Below are 26,403 nucleotides of genomic sequence, written 5' to 3'. Positions count from 1 at the left end.
TTAATTCTTATTGGGACTTCTTTTTGTCTAGAAAACAAATACTACTGACTATTCACAAGTGTAACTAGTGTAATCATTTTTAAATAGTGACCAGATCTTATTATTCTCGTCACGGTAGGTGATAGCCTGAGTCCGCTTACTGATCTCAATATTGCCATTACTCACTACGCTAGTACCATCCGTAAGCTGAATGGTACAAGGCCCATCTATTTCTTGGATATCTACCAAGTCAGTCTTCTCAAAAAGGCTGCAACTAGCTAAAATAAGTATCAGAAATGGAAGGTACTTTTTCATTGAAAATCTCAAAGGACTGAATTGTTAGACTAAAATGAGTATAAATTCTCTTTTAAAAAAAATGGTTTTAAATAAGAATGGGCAAAACACAAAAAAAGCTTCATAGAAAACTATGAAGCTTTTACCTTGTGACCTCGTCAAGATTCAAACTTGAAACCTCCTGAGCCGTAATCAGGTGCTCTATTCAGTTGAGCTACGAAGCCGAATTGGAATGCAAAGGTATTTAAAATTAGATTTTATCCAAACACCGTCGCATAGAAATTTAATAATTTTCTTTCGGTTACAGCGTTCCTCCTTAAGAATAATTAAGACCAAAAAAGGGGTAAATCAGCTGGGATTTCCTATTTTTGCCCGCATTGAGTGCATTTAAGTAAACCAATTTGATGAAAAAAATATACACCTTCCTGTTCGCATTTGTTTTGATTCAAGGAGCATTCGCTCAGGACAGCCTGCAAATCGCCAAAAAATCAAAGACTCCAATTGGGGGAAGACCAAATATCCCAAGTGACTTGAAGTTAGAGTTTGGATTCAACCAACTTAATAATAGGGCCGAAGACCTGGGCATCAACTTCTTTGCATCCCGCACTTTCAATGTTTACTATCAATACCCTATTGCTATTTTTGGAGATGCCTCTGGATTTACCATGGATATTGGTATAGGAGTCGGAACTGACAAATATGCTTTCAAGGACGATCAGACATTATACAACAATCCTGCTCTTGGCGCTGAATCGAGTGTTTTAAGAGAAATCACTGAAGTATTGGGAGATGATATAAATATCAAAAAGAACGTAGTAGCTGCTAATTACTTTGATATTCCCTTGGACTTCGTTTACCACTTTAATAAAACGAACTACTCTAAAGGCTTTGCAGTAAGTGTAGGCGGGAAATTCGGTTATCTCTATGAGTCACATACCAAAGTAAAGTATGAAAACTCAGATGACTTGAAGAGACAAATCAAAGATTCGCAGAATTATGGTTTTGAAAAGTTCCGATACGGTATTTCAGTTAAAGCTGGCTCTCCAGGATTTTATGCTTGGAGTTATTTTGGACTCAATAAAGTCTTTCAGAAAGGTATGGGACCAAATGGCACAGAAGCTACCCAAATCAACTTTGGTATTGCAGTAAACGTTTTCTAATAAACTTTTATAATTTGAACTTGAAAAACCGGGCTTTAGCTCGGTTTTTTTATGCCCAAATCCAACTAAAACCTACAAAGCAAAGTATAAAACCAAAAATTAAACCAACATAAATCTCAATAGGCCTATGAGCCTCTAAGAACAACCTAACTGTCCCAACCAGCCCAGTTAGCACTAACGATGCAAGCAAAGGATAAATTGGCCGAAAAGTAGGGAATTTAAACCCTAGCACCAGGACCAGCGCTAGTAGCCCTCCCATTCCAGTCAAGTGAGCAGACATCTTCCATACAAAAGTAATCAAGGTAAGGCCTACAATCGCCAATGTGATCACCCCAAGTACCTGCCATAGAATTGGATCAAGTTCTTTCTTTTGATATAAAAAATAGACGGTAAGGACGTAATAAATGCTAGTGACTGAAAAAGGAATAGCCCGATCCTTTAACTCAGCCATATGTACGCTTCTGAGGGTTCCACTCAACCGCAATCCTAGAATTGTGATCATAGGAATAGCAAGTGTAGACAAAACGATCAGGTAAAAGATTCGGATTTTGAATTCCTCAGGGATACTAGTAGACTCAGGAACAGTAAAAAACATCAACCCAAAAACTAAACTTGGAATGACCAGTGGCTGTAAGACAACTGAAATAATTAACGAAAAAATTCTGCCCACTACAATTCTTTTCTTAGTCTAGCTACAGGAATTTGTAGTTGCTCTCGATATTTTGCAACAGTCCTTCTCGCAATATTATAGCCTTTAGCATTTAGCATTTTGACCAGCTTATCATCCGAAAGTGGCTTCTTCTTATCCTCAGCATCTACCATTCCTTGAAGAACAGATTTCACTTCACGGTTACTCACATCTTCGCCACTATCAGTCGCTATTCCTTCGGAGAAAAAGTATTTAAGTGGGTAAACTCCAAATTCTGTCTGAATCGCTTTACTGTTTGCCACTCGTGAAACGGTAGAAATATCCATATCAATTTTCTCCGCTATATCTTTCAAAATCATGGGACGAAGATTGGTTTCATCACCGTCAATGAAAAACTCTTTTTGATATTGAAGAATAGCTTCCATGGTTCTCAAAAGAGTATTCTGTCTTTGCTTGATAGCATCAATGAACCACTTGGCAGCATCTAGCTTTTGCTTGACAAAAGTGACTGTCTCCTTCAGTTTTTTATCCTTCTTATCACTTTTATCGTAAGCGTCAAACATCTCAGAATAAGACCTGGATATTCTTAGTTCCGGTGCATTCTTAGAATTTAGGCTGATCTCAAATTTGCCAGCAGTATTCGTCAGCATGAAATCCGGAATGATGTATTGTGTCCGAACTAAGCCATCTGCCACTCCTCCTGGCTTTGGATTCAGTTTAGTAATCAAATTAACTGCTTCTTTGGTCTCCTCATCATTCAGATCACAACGCTTCTGAATTTTCGAATAATGCTTTTTGGTGAATTCATCGAAGCAATCCTGCATAATCCTAAGTGCATTTTGCACCGTTGGGTCATCCGGATGCTCTTTGCGCTCAAGCTGTATAGTAAGACACTCTTGAAGATTTCTCGAGGCAATTCCAGCAGGATCAAAATTTTGAATTTTTCTCAAAATCTCTTCTAGCTCATCAATATCTGTCTCAATATTTTGGCTGAATGCTAAGTCATTAATTATGGCCTCTAAATCTCTACGGATATACCCATCATTCTCAATACTACCAATTAACTGCTCCCCAATGATCTTTTCTCTATCATCTAACTTGAGGTAACTTAATTGTGACACGAGCTGCTCGTGAAGTGATGACTGACTGGAAATAGGGATTTCTCTATCCTCCTCATCTGCATTGTAATTGCCATCGCCCTGCATTTTATAGCCTCCATACTCATCATCTAAGTAGTCATCTATATTTACATCGCGGTCATCCTTTAGAGGCTCCTCCTCATAGTTATCATCAAATTCCTCCTCCGCACTATCCTTTTCTTCTGTTTTTCCTTCTTCCAGCGCAGGATTAATCTCGAGTTCTTCTTCGATTCGGGTATCCAATTCGGCTGTCGGAACCTGAAGCAATTTGATAAATTGTATTTGCTGAGGTGAAAGCTTCTGGGAAAGTGATTGGCTAAGATTTAACTTTTGCATTCAGTATTTGGTAAAACCTGCTGTTTGGGTTCAAAAAAGGCCTTTTCTCTTGAAAAAGCCCTTATGCCAAAGTTAGGAAAAACGAGCAATTTTTTGATAAAAAGCTTATTTAATCGTTTTTTTGCATTCCTTTAAATTATTCGCAGGATAATAATTCCTGTATTAACAAATCACCAAATGGCATTTAACAAACGAGTCAAAATCAAGACCATCCTGGACACGAATCCGATTGGAACAGAAGTGACGCTTATGGGCTGGGTACGTACAAAGAGAGGAAACAAACATGTTTCATTCATTGCACTGAATGACGGCTCTATTATTACCAATTACCAAGTGGTGGCTGACCCAAATTTGATTTCAGAGGAAGTCTTAAAAAAATGTACCACAGGCGCCTGCCTTAAGGTAACCGGAAACGTAGTAGCATCTCAGGGTGCAGGTCAAAGCTCTGAACTGAATGCAACTTCTATCGAAGTACTTGGTGAAGCGGACCCTGAAAAATATCCTCTGCAGCCTAAGAAGCACTCTATGGAGTTCCTTCGGGAAAATGCGCATTTGAGAATGCGTACCAATACTTTCAGCGCAGTATTTAGAGTTAGGCATGCCTTAGCTTTTGCTGTACATAAATACTTTAACGATAAAGGGTTCTTTTATATCCATACACCAATCATCACTGCTTCAGATGCAGAAGGAGCCGGGGAGACCTTTAAAGTAACTACGCTTGATTTGAAAAACCCTCCAAAAACTAGCGAGGGAGGGATCGACTACAAGCAAGATTTCTTCGAAAGAGAAACTAACCTGACGGTATCTGGTCAGCTGGAAGGTGAATTGGCAGCAATGGCACTTGCAGACATCTATACCTTTGGCCCTACTTTCCGAGCAGAGAATTCAAACACAACAAGGCATTTAGCTGAGTTCTGGATGATAGAGCCGGAGATGGCTTTCTATGATGCAGAGGACAACGCTGATCTTGCTGAAGATTTCTTAAAATATGTCATTCGATATGCACTTGACAATTGTGCAGAGGATCTTGCTTTCCTTGACACAAGGCTCCAGGAAGAAGAAAAAGTAAAACCTGCTGATCAGCGAAGCGAAATGAGCTTGATGGATAAGCTGAGATTCGTAGTAGATAATGACTTTGTGCGAATTACTTACACGGAAGCCATTGATATTCTTCGCAACTCAAATCCGAATAAGAAAAAGAAATTTTCCTATCTAATCGAATCTTGGGGAGCTGATTTGCAATCTGAGCATGAGCGATTCTTGGTGGAAAAACACTTCAAAAAGCCGGTAATTCTTACTGACTATCCTAAGGACATCAAGTCATTCTACATGCGTCAAAACGACGATGGAAAAACTGTTGCTGCGATGGATATTCTTTTCCCTGGGATCGGTGAAATAGTCGGCGGTTCTCAGCGAGAGGAGCGAATGGATGTACTTACTAAACGAATGGAAGAAATGAATATTCCACAAGACGAAATGTGGTGGTATTTGGATACCAGAAGATTCGGTGCTACGCCTCATGCAGGCTTTGGACTTGGCTTTGAGCGAATGGTGCTTTTTGTCACCGGAATGGGAAATATCAGGGATGTAATCGCATTCCCTCGAACTCCTGGAAACGCAGAATTTTAAAATCATCAATCCCCTTCAGAAATGTTGGGGATTTTTTTTCAACTAACCACTTTAATTCTCCTTGCAAGTGGAATACATACCAAGCTAAAACCGATGGCCAAGTATCCAACGATGTTGTAATTGGTTAATTCTCCTGCTGCATTTTCACCTATTATTATTCCAGCCATTAAAGATGCTACCCCCGTAGCTAATTGTTGTACTGCTGAATTGAAACTTAAAAAACTACCCCTGTTTTCAGGTTTCGAAGTCCCTGTGACAATTGCTGCGGCTGGCACATACCTTCCGTTTGAAGTGACAAAAAACATTGTGGAAACCATCAATACAAAAGGCACAGGTGTAACTCCAAGATTGGTAATTATGGCAATGGGAATCAAATTAAGCAGCATAAAGATGATAAAGATCTTTTGCTTGCCGTACTTATCAGATAGCTTTCCTACCCAGGGGGATGTAAAAATAGTAAATGCACCGCCAGCCATATAAATGTAGGTGAGCTGTAACTCAGTGAATCCGACGTTTGCCACAGTGTAAGGGCTAATAAATGGTATTACCATAAACTGCCCAAACATCATCATTACCGAAAGTGTGATAGCCCGCATTTGATTAGAATCGCTCGTCACTCTACGAATCACGACTAAAGGATTTGGTCGAACTACATCATTTTTAAGATGTTCTGTGATATTTGGAATGTATTTGACAATCATCCCAAGGCTCAATACAGATAATCCCGTAAGGATGAAAAATGGTGTATGCCAATCTGATAAGCTTGCAAGGAACAAGCCCAAAGGAACACCAAGTACAGATGCTACAGAAAAAGCTGCCATCACCAATCCCATCGCCCGACCACGCCTGGAATCCGGAATAACATCGCCAATAATAGCTAAAATCAAAGCCGATGTTAACCCACCGAATAAACCTGAGATCACTCGAGCAGCCAAAAGAACTGGGTAGCTAGGTGATAATGCACATCCTAAAGTGGCAATAGCGAAACCTATGTACACCCAAACCAATATTTTTTTTCGATCAAAACGGTCTAAGACAAAGGCTCCAAAAAAACTTGAAATTCCTGCGCTAAATGTATAGCATGAAACTAAAAGTCCAAATTCACGCGGTGAAATATCAAAGATCCGCATGAGCTGAGGCCCTAAGGGCATCAAAATCATAAAATCGACAATGTGAATAAAATTGATGGCGGCTAAAGTCCAGAGTAGAAGCTTCTCTTTGTTCATAGTAAAAATGGATAAATGAGAAACCTCAGGAAAACTGATAAAGTTTGCTTAAACAGAAATAATCAAGAAATATTCAAGTGAAGGTAAGTCGCTGGAATTGCTTCTATGATATCACTTGCAACCATAGATCTCCTCTTAGTACGTGAGGCTATTTCTCCTGCCAAACCGTGATGATAAACCCCACAAAGTGAAGCATTTTCAGGCGTGTACCCCATACCTAGATAAGAAGTAATCATTCCTGTAAGCACATCTCCAGAACCTCCAGTTGCCATATATTTAGTCCCAGAAGAATTGACAACTTGTCTTCCATCAGGAAAACTTATAACTGTATTTGCTCCTTTTAGCACCAAAATTAATTGGTTCTCTAAAGCAAATGCTTTTGCCTTTTCTAACCTCTCTGGATGATTCCCCGCAGCGCCAACGAGTCTTGTAAACTCTCCGATGTGAGGAGTAAGAATAGAATTCTTTGGAAGCAAGGACACCAAATCACGATACCTCGCTAATAGATTTAATCCGTCTGCATCTATTACAATAGGCTTTTTAAAGTCCTGTAGAAACTGCCGTAATAAACGCTCCCTATTTTCCGTCCCCCAGCCTGGACCTATCCCCACCGAATCGTAAAATTCAGGATTTGGGATCAGTCCCCATGAGGCCATCGCTTCAGGAACAGCAGTTTGGATAATAAAACGTTCTGAATCCTCCATGTGACAAGTAACCAAGCCTGAACCCGTTCGCAAGGCACTTTTAGCAAATAGAATAAGTGCTCCCATTTTTCCAGGACTCCCGCCCATCAGCAGTACCTTACCCATATCCCCCTTGTAACTAAACCTGCTAAAAGATTTATGCAATGGAGGAATGTCTTGTGCTTCCAGATAATATAATGATGAATCTATCCCATTATAGGCTGCATTTACTACCCCAATTTTCAGGATTACTAATTCACCAACAAATTCACCGTGCTCTGGTAAAATCAATGAAAGCTTCGGAAATTCAAAACTAACAGTAAAGTCTGCTTTTATCGCTGTATTTGACACAATGTCATCGGAAGGCAAGCCCGAAGGGATATCAATGCTGATTACCTTTCCATCATATTCATTCAACCGAGTAATATACTTCTTCGCAACTGGTCTAAGCTCTCCCTTTAAACCAACGCCAAGAAATGCGTCAATCAATATGGAATTCTCTGGAAACTGCCAATTTTCAAAAGATATAAGGTCAATCGACTTGGGAAGATTGTTATAGTTCAAAAGTCCATCAGGACTCAATTTGTCAATAGATTCAAAACATTGAAGTATTGAAACTGAAAATGACTTCTTAGTTAATAATCTCGCAATTGCCAACCCATCGCCTCCGTTATTTCCACCTCCTACAGCAATTAGAACAGGAGAGTTTAGAGAAAAATTTTGGTCCACAAACCAATTCACAAAAGAATGCGCAGCTGCCTCCATTAACTCATGGCTTTCTTGCCCACATAATTTTAGGTGTTGTGAATCAAGATCTTTGACTTGATTTCCAGCTAGTATTTTTTGCATGTTATCCTACTTCAGTTCCCAACCCCTTCTTAGGGATAGTAACTAAAAGTAGGAAACCTAAGCCAACAAGAAAAAATAAACCTAGAGAAAGAGCTGAGTTTCGCATACTTCCTGTGATTTGCTCTATAAATCCATAGGAGAAAGTACCTAGGACAATAGCTACCTTCTCGGTCACGTCATAAAAGCTAAAATAGGAAGCATGATCTGTGGTGTCTCTCGGGATTAACTTGGAGAATGTTGATCTAGATAAGGATTGTATTCCTCCCATCACCAATCCAACGACAAAAGCCAATGCAAAAAACTCATAGACAGTATATACATAATATGCACTTGCACATATCCCTACCCAGATCAAAACCATAATCACCAAACTCTGCTTATTCCCATATTTTTTGGAAATAAACGCAAAGAAATAGCTACCTGCTATGGCCACTATCTGAATAATCAAAATAGTCATGATTAACTGATCACCAGGTAATCCAAGTTCCTTATCTCCAAACGTGGCAGCTAAGTACATTACTGTTTGGACACCCATAGAATAAAAGAAGAAGGAAGCGAGAAATCGATTCATCACTTTTATTTGCTTTACCTCATTCCACACTTTTTGTATTTCTTGGTAACCTTTGAGCAAAAACTCTTTTCTAATATCCTTTCCAAATGGGTTTTGTGGTAGTATTCTGAAAGGAATCTGAGAAAATCCAGCCCACCATAAACCGGTAATCAGAAATGAAAAACGTGCTGCCATACCATCATCAGAAAGCATAAACCAAGATGGAAACTGGATCATTAGCAAATTTACAACTAATAGTATAACACTACCAATGTATCCCAGGGCAAACCCCTTTGCACTTAAAAGATCAAATTTATCAGGAGTGGTAATCTCTGGTAAATAGGCATTGTAAAAAACAATACTTCCAGCATACCCCACACTTGCTAAGACACTAAAACATATCCCCCACTCAAGATTATTTCCATCAAAAAAGAAAAGAGCAACACATGAAAGAGAGCCCATATAGGCAAAAAACTTCATGAATTGAAGTTTCTTTCCGCTTGCATCAGCAATACCAGACAGTATTGGAGATATCAAAGCAATAATTAAAAAGGAAAAGGAAATGGAATAAGAATATAAAACTGTGTTTACGATTTCGAAACCAAAAAAATCAACAGCATCATTAGCGCTTAACCCCTTTGTAACACTATTAAAATAAACTGGAAAAATCGTCGAAGTAATCACCAAACTGTAAACTGAATTTGCCCAGTCATACATCGCCCAGGCATTTTGAATTTTCTGGGTGTTTTTAAGAGAAGCTAGCATAAATACTACAAAAAAAAGCTATCCCTGGAATTGGGATAGCTTTTATATAATCAATAGAAAATATTAATCGTTCTTAACTTTACCTGTAGAAGCGTAAAGTATTCTTCTTGCATCTGCCTCTCTTAGTTCAGTCTGAACATCAGAGATAGGACCCATTTTTACATCTCTATCAGCTTTCATGGAAATAGTAATTAATCCACGATCAGATTCAGGAAGCAAATCACGCTCTTGGTTCACCCACTGAACAATATCAGGAGTATTCAATAAGGCATCATTCGCTTGTACTCTAGGTTCTGTACCATAAAGTGCTGTATTCTTAGGCTTACCAATGAAGATATAAGAAATAAGCGTCTTCTTCTGCAGCTTCTGCAGTTGGGTAGCTTGAGGAATTTTCTGCTCCACCAGTATCTCTTGATCCCTTAACACGGTTGTTACCATGAAAAAGAAGAGTAACATAAAGATAATATCCGGTAACGCTGAGGTTGGGATATTCTCCGAGACTTTATTTTTCTTTCCGAACTTTCCCATTTTAATTTCCTCCTATCTTATTAGGTTCTGCAATAGATATAGCCATCGGAATTCCTTCCTTGCCTTTATCCTGTAAACTTACTTCGGCGTCATTTTTACCAGTCAATGCTCTATACTCATCAGTACTTAAATTAACTCGAGCAGCATAAATATCGAAGTATGCTTTCTTAGTTAAATCAAATACTTCAAGATATTTGTCATAGCTGGTACCACGGTCTGTTTTTATCGAAACTACCGCCTCTCCTGGATCATCCGAAGAATCTGGAAGTTTTGCGGACAATGCTTTCAAAGAAGCTGGAAGCGTGTTATAAAGCGCTGCACCCTCTTCATCTGGCTGACCAAAATTCAAGATAAACGCCTTAACATCTTCATCTAATCCATCAGGATTATCTCTGAATTCACCTTCAACCAACAACTGATCATTGGCATTAAGTAGAATAGTGAAGATATTTCGCTCATTCAGATCAATTTCTGGAGGAGGATTGTTTGGATCAAGCTTCGGAGGAAGAATATTTAAAATACCCTTATCCGATGCGATCGTAGTGGTGACGAGAAAGAAGATCAGTAGCAGGAAAGCAATATCTGCCATAGAGCCTGCATTGACCTCCGTACTCATTCTATTTTTCTTTCTGGCCATATTACTTTATCGCTTTATTCAATTCTGTCAATACGATGCTACCTAAAGCAACGAGTGCAAGAATATAGGTGGTGATAAGCATTCCGCCAACTAACTGAGATCCCGCAGGAGTCAAGTTAAATGGAGAAGCTTCAAATTTTGGAAGCACTTCATTGCTTGAAATTGAGTAAGCTATGAAGAACAAAACAACTATACCAACAATTCCCACTGCAGTTTTAAGCAAGCTTTTTGGATTATCCAAAGACTTGATCAATGGCATAAAAACAGCCACTACAGCACCAACTGCGATTAGGATGTAACTTCCGTATAATAAGATGTCATAAGTATCCATAATGTAGTTTTTCTTTGAGGTTAACGTATAAATTCAGGTCCAACAAAATTGACGGCTTACTTGCCAGTCAATTTATGCTTAACCAAGATGTCAACCAATGTAATGGAAGCATCTTCCATGTCATTAACCAAAGAATCAATTTTAGCTACACAATAGTTGTAGAACAACTGAAGGATGATCGCTACGATCAAACCAGCAACTGTAGTCAAAAGGGCGATTTTGATACCACCCGCTACTAGAGATGGAGAGATATCACCAGCTGCTTCGATAGAATCGAATGCACCGATCATACCAATTACCGTTCCCATGAAACCCAACATTGGAGCAAGAGATATGAAAAGAGAGATCCATACCAGACCTTTTTCCAATCTACCCATTTCTACAGAACCATAAGAAATAATAGATTTCTCCACCATCTCGATTCCTTCTGAATATCTCATCAGACCTTGAGTAAAGATAGAAGCTACAGGACCTTTAGTGTTTTTAGTAACATCTTTGGCTGCTTCTACTCCTCCTGATTCAAGAGCATCTTCTACTTTAGTCAACAATTTCTTAGTGTTGGTCGTAGAAAGGTTCAGGGTGATGATTCTTTCCAATGCAACCGCAAGACCCAAGATCAAACAGATCAATACTGGAGTCATGTAAAGAGGATCACCTTCGATGAATTTCTCCTTTACAACTTGGTGGAAGCTTAGCTCCTCTTCAACGATCTCATCGTCAATAATTGTAGGAGATGCAGCAGGCTCAACTGCTACTGGGGTTGGTTCTTCTTGTGCTGCGGTATCTGCTGCATCTTGTGCGTTAGCGATGACAGGTGCGAAAAGGATGCCTGCAAGCATGAACAAAGCGATTAACTTTCTCATAATGTGGATTTTAAATAGACTTTTGATAAAGGTTAAATGGTTTCTACTCTAGAATCGAGTTTTAAAGTTATCATTTTTTAAATTCAAAAAACAAACGACTCTTTTAGAATTTTGTGAAAAATCAGGCTTATATCTCAGGATTAAGCAAGCTTTTACACGAACGGAAGTAATTCCTTTTACATTTTAAAAGATCATATATCTCCAAAACTCGGTGTAAGGTTCTTATTTTTTCGCAGAAAGAAAAATTAAAATGTCTAAGAGAGCCAAGCTTTCTTATAATTGATCATAAAACACTGACTAATCGATTATTACAACCTGAAACATTTTAATACTATTCCTCAATGAAATTTTTCTAATTGTCTATAAGTTGCAAAAATCCTTGAAGAAACTAACTATACTCCTAATCATATTTAACAAAGTTTAAATTTTTCACTGTTGCTTTTCCTGACATATTCCCAAATGCTATTCTGAAAAAGCATGTGTGGCTTTCTTTCATTTCTTCTAGTAAATAAATAACCTTCCAAGTAAGGTTGAGTGAAGTAAAAAAGACCCAATACAACTTGAAAGATGATTAGAACCACAAGCTTTATTACTTTGAGTTGATTTACATTTCGATAAAAATAGTTTCAGCATTTGATCCCGTGATCTACCCATCGCCTTCATGACCAAAACACATTAGAGGCACCCAGAAAAGGAAAATATTAATTAGAATCTCGTTATGCTTTTTCCAGAACCTCAGGATGAGAGACAATAAAATCTAATGATGTATCGATGAGACTTTTGAAAGTCCCAACTCAAGGCGACGAATAACATTCAGGTCTATTAGTACTTAAGCCTAGCCTACAACCCGCAATCACTAAAACAAGCTAGCCTTAACTATCATTATTTCGGATAGTTAGGGTAACAATCTGTAGAGAGGACGGGATTGCTCATATGCACGGCCATGCCGCACCATCTCTCGCGTATCTCCCGATATTCGGATTCAAACCCGGGAATTCTCATCCCCTTCCACTTTTGTACTATAAATAGATGAAATAGAAAAAGCCAGTTTTATTGCTAAAACTGGCTTTTCTGGTAGAGAGGAAGGGATTCGAACCCTCGATACCCTCACGAGTATACACGCTTTCCAAGCGTGCGCCTTCAGCCACTCGGCCACCTCTCTAGCTTGGCTTCCGATCCAGTATCCCAAATCGGAGTGCAAAGAAATGAATAAATTGAGCCTCCTACAAACTATATCTAAAAAAAACACAGGAATCTAATTCCCATTCTTTTCATTTAAGAAGGTTTTCAAGAAAACACGTTTAGAATTTCAAATTTCAACCTACTTCAGTTTCAAGGATTCCTGCGCAGTCAATTAGGAAACTGAAATTTGCATATGGAGGGCTTAGCTGATTTTGATCTAGCTGAAACTCCAAATTAAACCAGGAATCAAATTGGACTATTTTAGCAGGTTTGGACTCAAAACTTCTACTGTGGATATTCTGACTATCAACTAGGACTAGGTTAGACTCTAAATAATGGCCAGGCTGCCATTGTGAGTTGTGAATGAAAATCTTGAGAATATTTGTTTTGGTATTTAGCAATCCGAAATAAGGTCTTTTCACAGCACTCTCAGAGGAACCAAAATTTCGCATAACTAATACCCATCCATCCTTTGAATAAATATCTTTTTCAATCGTATTAAGCGGGTTGCCCTGTGTATACCAAGGTGCCGGAATAGTAAGTTGCGAAATAGTTGGGGACTGAGGAAAGTCAATGTATGCAGACACTATTTGATTCACTGATTGCCAGTCCCATGATAAATCGGTTCCTGCTCCACTCAAAATATCCTGCTCACGATGGTTGATAGAAAACCTAAAAACAGTCTCCTTAACGATATTTTCTGCTTCTTGAATCTCTTCTATCTGATCATCCATTTGGCAAGAAAACGCTAAAATTGCTGTTGCTATGAAAAATGCAGCTGTTGAAAATGACTTCAAATTCCTCATCCGTATATAGTATTAAAAACCCTTTAAAACTAAGTGTTTTATCCAATGAAATTTGCGCTAGTCTCTTGAAAAGTGAAATATTAACAATAATTTAAAAAATAGCTGTCTCCTTTTTTCAAACTAAACGGAACAATATACTCAAATGCGAAATTGAGCTTCCACAAGAGTTAAGCACTCATCTCTCCTGCCAATGGCACCTTCAGCTTTGCAATAATCTCTGAATGCTTATTTTCCTGGCCTAGTAAAAACATCAATTTCGTCACTGCTGCTTCGGTAGTCATATCCGTACCACTGATCACACCTACGTTCAGAAGCTCCTTACTAGTTTCGTATCTGCCTTGGATAACCCGTCCGCCATTACACTGGGATACATTAAGAATAATTATCCCTTTTTTGATTGCTTTTTGGAGTGAATCCATAAACCACTCTTCACTTGGACTATTTCCAGAGCCATAGGTTTCCAGCACTATCGCCTTCAATCCTTTTATATTTAAAGTCGCATCGATCACATTCTGAGTGATTCCTGGAAACAACTTTAGGATAAGCACATTGTTATCCAGTGAGTTTCTATTCACTAATTTCTTATGGGTTTCAATGGGGCGAATCGCCTGGGTATTATAATCTATGACAATCCCAGACTCGGCCAGTGGCGGATAATTCTCTGATTCGAAGGCATCAAAGTGAACGCTCTGCACCTTCTTGGAGCGATTTCCCCTTAGCAACAGGTGGTTAAAGAAAATACATACCTCTGGCACTATTGGTTCTCCATTGATTTTTGCGGTAGCAATTTCTAAGGATGTCATCAGATTTTCCCGAGCATCAGATCTCATTGCTGAAATTGGCAATTGCGCTCCCGTAAAAATCACCGGCTTGTTCAATCCTTGAAGCATATAGCTTAGCATGGAAGCTGAATACGCCATGGTATCTGTACCGTGTAGCACGACAAAACCATCGTAACTATCGTAATTCTCATAGATTATATATGCCATATCCTTCCAGTGACTCATCGTAACATTAGAAGAATCAATCGGCTCAGGGAATGAAATCACGGTGATAGCAATATCCATCGTGTATAGAATAGGGATTTTCTCCAGAATCTGCCCAAAGTTAAATGGCACCAATGCACCACTATCATCATAGGCCATACCAAGCGTTCCTCCCGTATATACAATAAGAACCGAAGAAGTTTTACTCGTGCGAAGAGCTGTATTTAATCTAACTATTTTATAATTCATGATCCAATCTCACGGAATAGGTTAAGGGCATTTTGTTTTGTTTGAAGAGCTACCTCCTCCTTCGAAATCTGCAAGTAATCTCCGATTTTCTCTGCAATAATAGGTAAATATGCCGGAGAGTTCCTTTTCCCTCTATAAGGTACTGGTGCTAGGTAAGGAGCATCGGTTTCCAGCACAAAATGCTTTATACTGATTTCAGGGATGACTTTATCCAACCCCCCATTTTTGAAAGTCGCCACACCGCCAATGCCTAGTAGAAATCCCATTTCAATAATTTGCTCGGCCTGAGCTAGATCACCAGTAAAACAATGGAAAATCCCTTTTAGGTTGCCATCGTGCTCCTCCTGAACAATAGCTATGGTTTCGTCCATAGAGTCCCTACAATGCAAAACAATCGGTAAATCTCTTTCTTTTGCCCAATTGATCTGGATTCTCAATGCTTCTTTTTGCTGCTCAAAAAATGTTTTGTCCCAGTAGAGATCCAATCCGATTTCACCTACTGCTGCAAATTGCCTCCTATTTAGCCAATCCTCCATGATCACTAACTGATCCCGAAAGTCTTCCTTCACATCACATGGATGCAATCCCATCATCGGAATACATAATCCTGGATATTTCTCCTCACAGTCAAGCATTGCCGCGATCGTTTCCACATCCACATTCGGCATATAAACACGCTCAACCCCAGCTTCTCTGATATCTTGGATCACCTGATCCCTATCGGAGTCAAACTTGGAAGAATAAATATGTGCGTGTGTTTCTATATAATTCATAGGGTTATATCTTACTTTTAAAGACCATTACTTGGGCAGGTAGATAAGCGTGGAATCTCGTAAACATTATACTTTTTCTCATGTGTGCCCAATTGAGTCATATCCCCTTTCTGCTAGGCAGGCTCGGTTTCATGAGTATTCTCTGGATTTCCATTTGGTCTTGGAAGGCCAAAAATAGTAAAGAATAGTAAGGAGGATAGTACTGAAATTATAAAAATCAAAAACCAGTAAGAAAACCCAACCTATTTTAACACCCACTTTTTTGGCTATCCCCATAAGAAATACGCTTTGAAAAAAAGATTTGATCAACGTCAAACTAAGCCCTAGCAAAGGATTATGCAGTATTAACCCTATAATCGCTGCAAAAAAAATAAACTGAAGTGATAGAATAAACTTCCAATAAAAGGGCAAAGTCATCACTCCACTCATCCAGCGCTTCCGCTGTTCAAGTAAAGCCGAAAAATTGATTTCTGGCTTGGTGATGGCAAGCATCTTAGGACTCAGTTGATGAGCTATTTTAAATCCTGATTGCTGAATTGCTCTTGAGATCTCGAGATCTTCGGTAAGGCAAAAGGGCAATTTTTTAAACCCTCCAGATCGTTCATAGGCCTCTTTACTAATGACCATGTTGTTTCCAAGTCCTGTGGTCTGAACCCCCAGATCCGTAGCCACTTTCACAAAACCCAATGTCAACCACCAATCAATCTCCTGAAACTTCTCTAACAAACTTTTTGCCTTGACTTTAGTAATCCCAATCACCAGACCAATAGTTTCACTGAAACACGAAACTCCTTCACGAATCCAATTTGGGTTTACCTCACAGTCTGCATCTGTAAAAAAATAATATTCCCCAGTCGCCTTTTCTCCCAAAATTGCCAAGGCATTTGCCTTACCATTTTGGTTATATAATCCAGTTTGGAGTGGAGCAATAGTTAAGAAAGTCCGATTAGGTTGTATCCCACACCAATTTCCCAAAATCTCAGGGGTTGAGTCTGAACTTTGGTCATCAGCAAACAGGAACTGGATTCGATCAGAAGGGTAATCCAACTTTTCAAAGGAGGATAGAAGGTTAGGAAGATCTACTTCTTCATTTCGTGCTGCAACTAAAATTGAAACTAGTGGTAAATCAAAATCAGTATCCTTAGCATGGTTTTTCCAGAAAAATCTCATTCTGACCAGCAGAACAACAAACTGTACCTGAATCAACACCAAAGCACCTATGGACAACCAAATGATCATAACACTCCAGTTTTCCAACCCAGTTCTTGTATGTAATCAAGGTATTGAGGCAAAATTTTTGGCAAAAGTGCTTTAGTTTTTAATTGATCGTGGAAAACTGCTATAGAGCCTTCGCTAGTATGTTTTATTGATTTTCTCAAGACCACTTCAGGCTTAATACGTTGATCATAATCTCCTGACAACATAGTCCACATTACAATATCATAGCATTTGGAAACCTCCACCACCTGATTCGATTTGATCAAACCATAGGGTGGACGAAAAATCTTCGTTTTTATGCTCAAAACATCCTGAAGGGTTTTATCGCAGAGTTCTATGTTTTCTAGATATTCAGAGTTTGCTGTTTTCCAGCCGTTTATATGATTGAAGGTATGATTGCCTAGTTTATGACCTGCCTTGATGATTTCGTGAGCTAAGGTTGGGTTCTTCCTAACGTTATCACCGACCACAAAAAAGGTAGCTTGCTGATTTCTTTTGGCCAGCTCCTGCAAAACATAGTCTGTAACTCCGGGCACTGGACCATCATCAAAAGTCAGGTAGATTGTATTATCATCTGCACTTTTCTTCCAAATCCTCTCAGGATAAAGCATCTGAAAAAGCTTCGGAACCGTATGCAAAATCATACTATTGGAACTTTAAACTGAGCAAAGTCAAGTCATCTCTCAGAGGAACATCTTTTGAAAAAGCATTGATCTTCTTCAAAAACTTCCGATGAAAGTCATCTGGATCCAAGCCTCCATTTTTACTTACAAATTTCTCTAATCGCTCCTCTCCAAACTCGTCTCCGGATGGATTCATAGCTTCGGTCAGGCCATCAGTATATAGATGCAAAGAAAAGTTATTGAGGTCTTCTCGCTTTCCTATTTCCAAAAAAGGCAACTCATCAAAAGCCCCAAGAATAGTCGTTCCAGCATCTAAATTCTCGCCTTTTTCCTCTCCTTCTCTATACAACAATGGCGGATTATGCCCAGCGTTGACGTAAGTGAGCTCTCTGGTTTTGAAATTGAAGTAACCAAGGAAAAAAGTAATGAATCGCTCACCATTGGTGTTTTCAAACAACGTATAATTCAATTGTTTTACCACCATTTCCAAATCTGCGTCGCTTCGCAAAAGTGTACGAAGTGCCGCTTGAAAATTAGACATAAGCAAGGCAGCAGAAATTCCTTTTCCAGAAACATCGGCAATACAGAAATAGACTTCATCTTTTGATTTGCGGATCAAATCATAATAGTCTCCACCCACCATGCTATGAGGCAAATAAGTCACTTTAGCTTTGAGCTCTTTATCAATAGGAAGTTCTGCAGGGAAAAGCATTTGCTGCACCTGAGAGGCTATCGCAACTTCACGATTCAAGATCTCCTGTTCCAGCTGTTTTCTGGCGAATCGCTTATTTTCCAAAGCCACAACCAAAATATTGGTTAAAGCTTGGGTGAAGTTCAGATCTAAATCCAAACTCAAATCCTTTCGCTTGAGAAAAAGAATCGCGAGCATCTTGTCTTTGTGGTAGACTGGCAGATAGGTTTCGAGCTCCGCAAAGGAATATTGCTCCTCCAATTCCAATCTCAATTCACCTGTAGACTTTTCATCCAAAACTTGATCGGCAGAAATCAACTTAGGCACATTCCCTTTCACTCCGTGGGAAATTTTATTTTCAAAAGCACCTTCCTTTGCCACGTATAGAATCAGGGCTTTGATATTCAAATGGACTAGGCAGGTAAACTTGAAAATATTGAGCAAAACTGCTTCAGACTGATTTTCATTAATAGCCTGAGTGATCTCTAGCAGAGATTTAAGTTGCAGTTCCTTCCGTTGGAATTTGTGTGTTTCTTTGATCAATTTTAAAGTGTATTATGTGCCATCAGGCCTTTTTTCGTTGCCAAAAAATATAAATCCTTTCCTTCCTTGCTGATGTCTACTACCCCAAATCTCTCTGTATCTGGATCATCCAGACACTTGACCAATCCTTGGGAATAGAGCTTTTGCAAAGTTGCCAATAGCAATTCATCTTCCCAAGCTAGGGTTTCCGCAAGGTATGAATAGGGTTGGACAAAATAGAGTTCGTCCATCAAGTCAAATTCTTCTTCGCTCATGATCTAAGTTTCAGATTGTAAATTAACACTTCTCTAGTTCTCCCTGCCTTTCCAAGTGAATTTTCCGCTTAAAGCTGCAATCCCAACTCGCAAAACATAAAAAGGATGAACCAGGGAAATCTGAAGCAGAGTAATATTACTCGGCTGCGCACCCAGCGTTTCAAGGACTTTTCCCAGACTCAACTTTTCAGCAGCAATTTTAATCAGCCAAACTAACCCAAAAGCTATAATTCCCTTTGCTCCAAGAAAAACTAAATAGATGCTTCCTATCCATATCAAGTGAGTCAGAAAAGCTCCCGCAGCTGATAGCGCATGAGAAATAGAAAAATGTGCCTTCCACTTACTTGCCCATCGAACGCGCTGATTGATCAAGGAATCCCAAGTAAGCTCAGGCTTCGTCTTAACCAGTGATTCTACTGAAGTTAAATAAAGACAGGCTCCTTTGCTATATTCTGCATGGATTTTCTTTAGCAAAAACTCATCGTCTCCTGAAGCAAACTCGAGATTGCCGTCATATCCATTTACTTGCTCAAAAGCCTCCTTTCTGTAAGCCAGATTCGCAGCACTGCACATCAAAGGATTTTGGTGAATAAAGGAGTAATTAGTAAGTAATAAAATACTTGCCCAGTCTAAAATTTGAAAAGCTTCTAAAAACCCAGCTCGTTCTTCGGTGAGAACAGGTCCTGCAACCAACTGAACTTTGGGTTCCTGAAAAGGCAAGACCATCTTTTCTACCCAAAACTCTGAAAATTCACAGTCGGCGTCTGAGCAAAGTATGATTTGACTTTTAGCTGCATTTACTCCAAATTCCAGCGCTCGCTTCTTACCAGTTTTCTCACTTCTTAATATTTTAACATTCTCATTTTTCTTTAAGGACTTTTTCAAAAGCTCATAGGAGTCATCTTCAGAATGATCATCTATCAGGATAACCTCAAGGTTTGAGTAGTTGAGCCTCTTAATATTGGCACTTAGTCTCTCGATATTTTTAGCTTCATTTCTGAAAGGAATGAGCAATGTCACAGTGGGAATAAATGTCTGATTACGTGATTTATCAGAATTAATCGACCAAAATCTACCCATCCACCAAAGCAATGTGAAGTAACTCAGAGACCAAATGAGGTAAAAACTTAGCATGTTTTGGGCTAACTTGCGGGGGTGAGCAAAGAACAAGAAAAAGCATCAAAGGAAAAAATCATCTTAGGGATTGATCCAGGCACCAACGTCATGGGCTATGGCGTGATTTTGACTGAAGGCAAAAAATATAAACTCCTACAATACGGCGTAATTCACCTTAAAAAGTATGAAACGCATGAGTTGAAACTTAAGAAGATTTTTGAACGAATTACAGGTATAATAGAGGAATTCTTACCTGACAGCGTAGCCCTAGAGGCTCCTTTTTTTGGAGTAAATGTGCAATCCATGCTGAAGCTTGGTAGGGCGCAGGGAGTTGCCATGGCAGCAGCTTTGGCGAGAGACATCCCTATCACCGAATATTCTCCTAAAAAAGTGAAACAGTCTGTAACCGGAAATGGAAATGCTTCCAAAGAACAGGTGGCTGCAATGCTTCAGACATTATTTTCATTAACTGAACTTCCAAAAATGTTGGATGCTACAGATGCTTTAGCTGTCGCACTTTGTCATCATTTTCATGAAGGAAGAATCCAGACCAAGGGAAGAAATGCTGGATGGAAGTCTTTTATTGAAGATAATCCAACCAGGGTTAAAAAGTAAAAACCCGGCGCGAACCGGGTTTGAGTAACTATTCGATTTCAAAATCTCCTAGAAATCGTATCCCAAAGAAATTTTCAAAACAGTATTTTTCACATCCTGATTGTAATAATTGACACTTTGGAAGCCAATGTCGTAGCTCAACTGTGCATTGATACCCAACGGTAAGTTTGCTCCTACACCCACTACGCCGGCTATATCATACCCCCTGATAGGCTCCGTGGTAGATTCTGTACTTCCATCTGAAAATTTCCGCTCCCTAGACACCAATACTGAAGCCTGTGGACCAGCAAAAACATTTAGGAATGGAAGGAAATTAACACGGACTAAGACGGGAACATCCACATAATTCAAAAGCTCTTTATCTGTAGATGGAGATCCGTTCATAAGATTCGTGTACCCTTTCTGGGCATATTGAATTCCTGGCTCCACAGCCAGAAAACCATCACCTATCTTGTAATATGCTCCTACATGAAACCCGGAGAGTGCGTCAGAATTAAAATCAGAGAAACTCGCACTGCTATAGCCTGCACGAACACCGAATTGTGCATTTGCTGTAGCAAACAGGCCTAGGAAGAAAACGAATGCTAAAATATTTTTCATGGTAGTTATGATTTAGTTAATGCGATTTCCAGTATAAAAACAACGGTTTGATCATTAAAAACTGATATAATTCCTGAATTAGGACAAGCCTTAGATAGCTTCTTTTTAAATTAACCGCATAAATTTATGCTAAAGGTCACAAGTTAAAATTGGCTGCTGTTACTTTTTAATACCGAACTAATGGAAAATTTCTCAACCTTATTCAGCAAATTCCCTACCATAAGTGATGAGGCAAAGCGTGCATTCGCCAGTCACCTAGAAGAATTTGAAGTAGAAAAAGGATACTTACTTGAAAGAGAAGGGCAAATAAGCAAGTACCTCTATTTTGTAGCGATAGGTTCTGCCAGAAGTTATTATATCCGTGACAACAGGGATATTACTGTTTCTTTTACATTAGATGAAGAGTTTGTCACCGCAATGCATTCTTTCATTACGAGGAAACCTTCTTACGAAAACATTGAAACCATGGAAAAAAGTAAGGTATTCAAAATCTCCTACGATAATCTCCAAGCTTGTTTTTTGAAATTCCCAGAACTTGAACGTGCTTATAGAATGATCTTGGAGCAATATTATATAGTATTGGAGGAGCAACAGATCTTCACCAAATTCAAAACTGCTAGGGAAAGATACCTCGAATTGATGCAATACCGGCCAAAAGTGATCCACAAGGCATCTGTAGGACAAATCGCTTCTTTCCTGGATATGACGATAGAAACACTAAGTAGAATTAGAGCAAGAATCTAGCTTTTCTAAAAAACAGCTATCAGCTCCCACTTCCCTTGAACTGATCTTCCTTATACGCGAATAGCACATTAAAGGTAGTTAAGGAGCCGTAACATCTGGTAATGTATTGCTGCATATTAATACGGTCTTCGTCGTCAAGTTTGGGATGATTATTAATATTTTGCTCCAAAACTCTCAGTTTCTCTCTCACCATCACAATCTTATGAAAGAAAGTAGCCATAGGAATTTCTTTTGGCTGAAGACTTTTATCATTTGGCTCAAAAACCACATTTCCACCCATCCATTTACCCCCGAGAGGTACAATCGGTGCTCGCTCAGAAGTTTGAATTAAAGCTTCACGGATTGCCTTTTCTACATCCTTCATCGTCAGCATCGGGAAGTCCGGAACTTTAGCTTCCTCCACGGTAAAACCCTCGTAATCTCTGGCGAGGGTTTTCACCTCTTCAGTGTTATAAAAGTAGATTTTATAATAGGTGTCGTCCACAGAAAGAATCATTCCTGTCCCAAATTTTGGATGTACTAATTTGCTACCCGGAGCTAGTTCACTTGCTGATGCCATTTTAGAAATGTTTAGGCCACCAAAATAATGAATTTTGACAAAAACTAAACCCTTACCTATCCAAGAAATACCCTATCACTCAGTCTCAAAAAAGAAAGGTTGCTAAACTTTACAACCTTTCCACCTTACAACTTTTTACTTGAACTCAAGCCTCCGTCAACTCACGCCTCACCTCCTTAATCTCAGCGACCGGCTCTTTTTTAGGTTTATTTCTCCTTCCCCACCAAATCATAAAACCTGTCACTGGCAGTGAGGCAATTATGGCACTCAATAAGAAAGCTAAGACTTTTCCAGGCAAACCAGCTATAGCCCCTACATGGACATCGTAGTTCATCCGCATGATTTTCTGAGCCACAGTAGCCTCTTCAAACCGATTGTAAAAATGCGTCACTGGGATTTCCTCCAAGGTATTTTGATCAAAATATCGGTAATCCGATTTCCAATAAGTCATAGCATCCGGGTTGGCATTGGCGGCAAGCGCCGAACCTTCGAATTCAGGGGGATGCACTTCTATCCAATCTGCATTCGGATATTCCTGATTCATTTTCATCCAGACTGCATCCAAAGCGGGAATCTCACCCTGATAAGTTTTCGTAGAATCCGAAAGTGGATTGTAGTACTCCACAAACTTTTCCCCTCCGGAAGCCACGAAATAAACTCCGTCTCTAAACCATACAAATCCCCAAACCAAACCAGTGATTGCAAAAACCAGGGCAAAAGTCATGGCATAGAAGCCTAGCACTTGATGCAAATCGTAGTTCTTTCTTCTCCATCTAGCAGACCATTTTATCTTCAGACTTTGCTTCAGATTCTTCTTTTTCTTTGGCCACCAAAGAATCAGTCCCGAGATCACCATAAAAAGAAAGATCAAGGTAAAACTCGCCACTACGGGTTGTCCGATCTCAGGAGGCAGCCAGAGATAGAAATGCCCATCCAAAACTATTCGGAAAAAGTCAGCATACTCATCTTTTAGCTTGAGTACTTCGCCTGAATAAGGGTTGATGTAAGCAATCTGGTAGTGATCGTTTCCTTCCCCGTAGCTGAAGAAAATCGCCTGAACAGATTTTTCTTTCTTAGGGTAAAGAATCGCATGAAGATGCCCTTCGGGAAAGGTTGCCTGTGCGATTTCACTGATTTCACTGGGTGGCAAAACAGCTTTTTCCTGAGGCTCGACAGACATAAATGAATACGTCAAATCTTTGATCTCAGCCTGAAAAGCGTAGATACATCCAGTCACTGCCACTATAAACACCACTAGCCCGGACGAAAGTCCGAGCCACAGGTGAAGCTTATTTATTGTCTTTTTTAGATTCATTAAAATCTATAATTAAGGCTTAGAGATAGGTTTCGAAGATTCTGAGGAGTCACTGTGGACCAACCTGAATAGTATTTCTGATCTGTCAGATTGTTTACTTTCAAGGCTAAGAAATATTGCGATCCTGTATAAGAAAGAGATGCGTTAAATACTTGGTAAGCCGGCAATGCAAATGACCCAATATTATCTCTGTTGAGAGTTAAGTGCTCGCTTGCAGCATTTCCACCAAAGCCAAGACCGAATCCTTTCAATGTCCCAGCTGAGAAAGAATAACTTGCCCAGAAGTTTACCAAATCAGCTGGACCTGCCTCTTCTGGCCGCATTCCCAAATAACCGCTTTCTGGATAATCCTTCGTCACTTCGGCGTCGTTATGGCTGAAACCAGCTACCAAATTCAAGCCTACCACAGGGGTCGCAATCACACTGAATTCAAAACCCTTACTCACCACTTCACCTCCTTGAATGGAATTATTGATGTTGTTAGGATCGGTCATCACACGATTTTTTACCGTGATATTATAATAGCTCGCAGTGGCGGTGATCTTATCTTTTAATAAATCTGTCTTCACTCCAAACTCGTACTGATTGGCATTTTCAGGATCAAAAGTCTTGAATCTTGCATTGGTCCCGTCTGCATCAGTCACGGTGGTTGGAGCCACATTAGAGAAGCCATTCATGTAGTTACCAAAGATGGAAACCTTGTCTTTTATTGGCTGATAGACGATGCCAAATTTTGGAGAAACAGCAGTCTGGGTATTTTCTTTGGTATCATCGCCCCAAGCTTCATTCTTAAAGTTATCCACTCTAATACTTGCCATCACAGAAAGCTGAGAAGTCAATTCAATCACATCAGACACATACGCACTTAATACTCGGGTATTACCAGTAGTATTTCCCTCAAAGGTATCTTTCAACAATTCGTCAACTCCAGCCTGAGTCAATACTCCAGTATCATTTCCATCAGAAAGTGTCACTACGCCATTCCCAACCCATCCACTACTGCTGTTGAGAATATCCTGATCGTAGTAATCTACACCTGCGATAAGTTTATTCCTCATTGATCCCAACTTGAAATCCCCGATGAAATTCTGCTGGATGTCAGTAGAAATTGTCTGTCCATTTCGATCAGAAATATATCTATAGAAGGAGTCCCCATCGCTTCCGTCAAATAAATAGTGGTAATATCCGTCAGTCTTGGTCGTGCTTCTAGAGACTACCGTCTGAGAAGTCCAGTTTTTGGAAAGCTTATAGAAAGCCTGAGCCTGAAGTGCGTAAGAACTGTTGTTAATGCTTAATTCGTTTCCGGTAAAGGACCGCTCATAATTTCTTTCAAATGGTTCAATTGAGTCAAAAGTCAAAGGGTTTGATCTGTTTAAGAAAATCATTGGAGCATTCACAGAATTAGCATTCAAAAATTCTGTGTTGATCAAAAAAGAAAGTCTTTCACTTGCTTGAAACTTGAATGAGGGGGCGATAAAAAAGGAGTTTCTTCCACCTGCATCCTGAAACGTATTGTTTGACTGGTATGCGGTATTCACTCGCATGGATGCATTTTCATTGAGCGGCACATTCACATCACCTGTGATTCTGTTCAATCCATAACTACCCGTGATAAAGCCGACTTCACCTTTAAAAGTTTCGGTTGGACGCTTAGTGGTGATATTAATCAACCCACCATAAGAAATCACCGAGCTTCCGAAAAGTGTCCCAGATGGACCTTTAATTACGTCTACAGTTTCCACATTTGCTGGGTCAAGGCCACCATTATTCAAGCTTGGCATTCCATTCACCATAGTTGGCTGTACCGAGAATCCCCTCATAGAATAATATTCTGCACCGTCACCTCCACGCCCAGTTGATTCCCAAAGCCGTGTCACTCCTGTCGCATTTTTCAAGGCATCATTCATATTCGTCACCACCTGTTCTTTCAAAAGCTTTGAAGAAACAGAGTTGTAAACCTGAGGATTCTGCAAGTCTGTTAAAGGAAGTTTAGCAATAGTGAAATTGCTATCCGCATAAAACCTGTTGGATGTCTGATCTGTGACGATTACTTCTGAGAGATCTGTGGAGCTTTCTGACAACGTGAAATTCACAGAAAGCGTCTCGCCAGCACTTAACTGGACAGTTCTCTCCTGCTTTTCTATACCTACAAATGAGGCATAAACAGTGTAGCTTCCTGGAGCGATGTTCTTGATTTCAAAAAAACCATTCCTGTCAGTAGCATTTCCTTTTGCAAGGCCTTGAATCCCTACATTTACAAATTCCATCGGCTGATTATCCGAGGTAGTTACAAATCCTTTGATGCTTGCTGACTGAGCGAATGCGCCAATAATTGAGAGATAAAATAGAGCGGATAGGTAAAGTTTTCTAAGGTTCATGTTGTTTTAACTTTCAAATATTTCACAAACCTATTACTTAGATTAATTCTAAACAAGCACTATTTAGAATTAATCTAAAAAAAATATTACGCCCCAGTTATGCATCTAATTCCTCCAATAATTTTGCATCAAA

General features: G+C 39.4%; 26 protein-coding genes and 2 tRNA genes. 4 read left to right on the top strand and 24 right to left on the bottom strand.

Translation table 11 applies throughout. The annotated features are described in order from the left end of the window. Positions 1-48: 48 nt before the first annotated feature. A complete protein-coding gene (locus ACPUEN_RS18380; protein ID WP_111611506.1) occupies positions 49-294 on the bottom strand; it encodes a hypothetical protein in 246 nt (81 codons plus the stop codon). Between the two features lie 129 nt (positions 295-423). Then, a tRNA-Arg gene (locus tag ACPUEN_RS18375) sits at positions 424-497 on the bottom strand. A gap of 180 nt (positions 498-677) precedes the next feature. Between ACPUEN_RS18375 and ACPUEN_RS18370 the strand changes: the two genes are divergently transcribed. Continuing rightward, complete coding sequence (locus tag ACPUEN_RS18370) at positions 678-1,433, top strand: porin family protein (RefSeq protein WP_111611505.1); 756 nt, start codon at positions 678-680, stop codon at positions 1,431-1,433. Between the two features lie 49 nt (positions 1,434-1,482). Here ACPUEN_RS18370 and ACPUEN_RS18365 read toward each other — a convergent pair whose 3' ends face one another. Both ACPUEN_RS18365 and rpoN read right to left on the bottom strand, forming a co-directional pair. Next, positions 1,483-2,028 carry a PA-phosphatase gene (locus ACPUEN_RS18365; RefSeq protein WP_425637377.1) on the bottom strand — a complete coding sequence of 182 codons (546 nt, stop codon included), beginning with the start codon at positions 2,026-2,028 and terminating at the stop codon, positions 1,483-1,485. A 74-nt stretch (positions 2,029-2,102) separates the two neighbouring features. Continuing rightward, on the bottom strand, positions 2,103-3,557 hold the full coding sequence (gene rpoN, locus ACPUEN_RS18360; RefSeq protein ID WP_425637376.1) for an RNA polymerase factor sigma-54: 1,455 nt from the start codon (positions 3,555-3,557) through the stop codon (positions 2,103-2,105). A gap of 177 nt (positions 3,558-3,734) precedes the next feature. On the opposite strand from rpoN, the gene asnS reads away from it, so the two are divergent. Further along, entirely contained in the window at positions 3,735-5,186 is a 1,452-nt protein-coding gene (gene asnS / locus ACPUEN_RS18355) for an asparagine--tRNA ligase (protein WP_425637375.1), read from the top strand. A gap of 38 nt (positions 5,187-5,224) precedes the next feature. On the opposite strand, the gene ACPUEN_RS18350 is transcribed toward asnS, so the two are convergent. The 16 genes from ACPUEN_RS18350 to ACPUEN_RS18275 all read right to left on the bottom strand — a co-directional run bounded on the left by ACPUEN_RS18350 (position 5,225) and on the right by ACPUEN_RS18275 (position 20,077). Then, positions 5,225-6,412, bottom strand: a complete 1,188-nt coding sequence (locus ACPUEN_RS18350) for an MFS transporter (RefSeq protein WP_111611501.1) — start codon at positions 6,410-6,412, stop codon at positions 5,225-5,227. Positions 6,413-6,474: 62 nt separating this feature from the next. After that, positions 6,475-7,944, bottom strand: a complete 1,470-nt coding sequence (locus ACPUEN_RS18345; protein ID WP_425637374.1) for an NAD(P)H-hydrate dehydratase — start codon at positions 7,942-7,944, stop codon at positions 6,475-6,477. A 1-nt stretch (position 7,945) separates the two neighbouring features. Continuing rightward, positions 7,946-9,259 (bottom strand): MFS transporter, encoded by a 1,314-nt coding sequence (locus tag ACPUEN_RS18340; RefSeq protein WP_425637373.1) that lies wholly within the window; start codon positions 9,257-9,259, stop codon positions 7,946-7,948. A 63-nt stretch (positions 9,260-9,322) separates the two neighbouring features. Next, positions 9,323-9,787, bottom strand: a complete 465-nt coding sequence (locus ACPUEN_RS18335) for an ExbD/TolR family protein (RefSeq protein WP_111611498.1) — start codon at positions 9,785-9,787, stop codon at positions 9,323-9,325. A gap of 1 nt (position 9,788) precedes the next feature. Continuing rightward, a complete protein-coding gene (locus ACPUEN_RS18330; RefSeq protein ID WP_425637372.1) occupies positions 9,789-10,424 on the bottom strand; it encodes an ExbD/TolR family protein in 636 nt (211 codons plus the stop codon). Between the two features lies 1 nt (position 10,425). Beyond that, complete coding sequence (locus ACPUEN_RS18325) at positions 10,426-10,755, bottom strand: hypothetical protein (RefSeq protein ID WP_111611496.1); 330 nt, start codon at positions 10,753-10,755, stop codon at positions 10,426-10,428. 56 nt (positions 10,756-10,811) lie between these two features. Continuing rightward, on the bottom strand, positions 10,812-11,618 hold the full coding sequence (locus tag ACPUEN_RS18320) for a MotA/TolQ/ExbB proton channel family protein (RefSeq protein ID WP_111611495.1): 807 nt from the start codon (positions 11,616-11,618) through the stop codon (positions 10,812-10,814). Positions 11,619-12,690: 1,072 nt separating this feature from the next. After that, a tRNA-Ser gene (locus tag ACPUEN_RS18315) sits at positions 12,691-12,780 on the bottom strand. A gap of 154 nt (positions 12,781-12,934) precedes the next feature. Continuing rightward, positions 12,935-13,606 (bottom strand): hypothetical protein, encoded by a 672-nt coding sequence (locus tag ACPUEN_RS18310; protein WP_425637371.1) that lies wholly within the window; start codon positions 13,604-13,606, stop codon positions 12,935-12,937. A 167-nt stretch (positions 13,607-13,773) separates the two neighbouring features. Then, entirely contained in the window at positions 13,774-14,841 is a 1,068-nt protein-coding gene (locus tag ACPUEN_RS18305) for an asparaginase (protein WP_111611493.1), read from the bottom strand. After that, a complete protein-coding gene (locus ACPUEN_RS18300) occupies positions 14,838-15,614 on the bottom strand; it encodes a TatD family hydrolase (protein ID WP_425637370.1) in 777 nt (258 codons plus the stop codon). Before ACPUEN_RS18300 ends, ACPUEN_RS18305 begins: the two co-directional genes overlap by 4 nt. 129 nt (positions 15,615-15,743) lie before the next feature. After that, positions 15,744-16,853: a glycosyltransferase gene (locus ACPUEN_RS18295; protein ID WP_425637369.1), complete on the bottom strand. Its 1,110-nt coding sequence runs from the start codon at positions 16,851-16,853 to the stop codon at positions 15,744-15,746. Beyond that, entirely contained in the window at positions 16,850-17,476 is a 627-nt protein-coding gene (locus ACPUEN_RS18290; protein WP_425637368.1) for a polysaccharide deacetylase family protein, read from the bottom strand. Before ACPUEN_RS18290 ends, ACPUEN_RS18295 begins: the two co-directional genes overlap by 4 nt. 1 nt (position 17,477) lies before the next feature. Next, positions 17,478-18,689: a PP2C family protein-serine/threonine phosphatase gene (locus ACPUEN_RS18285; RefSeq protein ID WP_425637367.1), complete on the bottom strand. Its 1,212-nt coding sequence runs from the start codon at positions 18,687-18,689 to the stop codon at positions 17,478-17,480. A 2-nt stretch (positions 18,690-18,691) separates the two neighbouring features. Beyond that, positions 18,692-18,943: a hypothetical protein gene (locus ACPUEN_RS18280; RefSeq protein ID WP_425637366.1), complete on the bottom strand. Its 252-nt coding sequence runs from the start codon at positions 18,941-18,943 to the stop codon at positions 18,692-18,694. Between the two features lie 33 nt (positions 18,944-18,976). Then, the gene (locus ACPUEN_RS18275) at positions 18,977-20,077 is read right to left on the bottom strand and encodes a glycosyltransferase (RefSeq protein ID WP_425637365.1); all 1,101 of its coding nucleotides are present in this window, start codon (positions 20,075-20,077) and stop codon (positions 18,977-18,979) included. Between the two features lie 21 nt (positions 20,078-20,098). Here ACPUEN_RS18275 and ruvC point away from each other — a divergent pair, with 21 nt between their 5' ends. Further along, complete coding sequence (gene ruvC / locus ACPUEN_RS18270) at positions 20,099-20,674, top strand: crossover junction endodeoxyribonuclease RuvC (protein WP_425637364.1); 576 nt, start codon at positions 20,099-20,101, stop codon at positions 20,672-20,674. A gap of 48 nt (positions 20,675-20,722) precedes the next feature. On the opposite strand, the gene ACPUEN_RS18265 is transcribed toward ruvC, so the two are convergent. Further along, positions 20,723-21,274, bottom strand: coding sequence for an outer membrane beta-barrel protein (locus ACPUEN_RS18265; RefSeq protein ID WP_425637363.1), 552 nt, complete (start codon positions 21,272-21,274; stop codon positions 20,723-20,725). Positions 21,275-21,454: 180 nt separating this feature from the next. Here ACPUEN_RS18265 and ACPUEN_RS18260 point away from each other — a divergent pair, with 180 nt between their 5' ends. Continuing rightward, positions 21,455-22,018, top strand: coding sequence for a Crp/Fnr family transcriptional regulator (locus ACPUEN_RS18260; protein WP_425637362.1), 564 nt, complete (start codon positions 21,455-21,457; stop codon positions 22,016-22,018). Positions 22,019-22,037: 19 nt separating this feature from the next. Here the strand turns inward: ACPUEN_RS18260 and ACPUEN_RS18255 are convergent, their stop codons facing one another. The 3 genes from ACPUEN_RS18255 to ACPUEN_RS18245 all read right to left on the bottom strand — a co-directional run bounded on the left by ACPUEN_RS18255 (position 22,038) and on the right by ACPUEN_RS18245 (position 26,270). Next, positions 22,038-22,577, bottom strand: a complete 540-nt coding sequence (locus ACPUEN_RS18255) for a hypothetical protein (protein WP_425637361.1) — start codon at positions 22,575-22,577, stop codon at positions 22,038-22,040. A gap of 145 nt (positions 22,578-22,722) precedes the next feature. Continuing rightward, positions 22,723-23,892, bottom strand: coding sequence for a PepSY-associated TM helix domain-containing protein (locus ACPUEN_RS18250; RefSeq protein ID WP_425637360.1), 1,170 nt, complete (start codon positions 23,890-23,892; stop codon positions 22,723-22,725). Then, a complete protein-coding gene (locus ACPUEN_RS18245) occupies positions 23,892-26,270 on the bottom strand; it encodes a TonB-dependent siderophore receptor (protein WP_425637359.1) in 2,379 nt (792 codons plus the stop codon). The genes ACPUEN_RS18250 and ACPUEN_RS18245 overlap by 1 nt, the downstream gene beginning before the upstream one ends. Between the last annotated feature and the right edge of the window lie 133 nt (positions 26,271-26,403).

Origin of the sequence: Algoriphagus yeomjeoni, assembly GCF_049821175.1 — a bacterium.
Classification (GTDB): Bacteria; Bacteroidota; Bacteroidia; order Cytophagales; family Cyclobacteriaceae; genus Algoriphagus; species Algoriphagus yeomjeoni_A.
The sequence above is the reverse complement of the archived record's forward strand: the minus strand, read 5'-3'. Positions and strand labels throughout refer to the sequence as shown.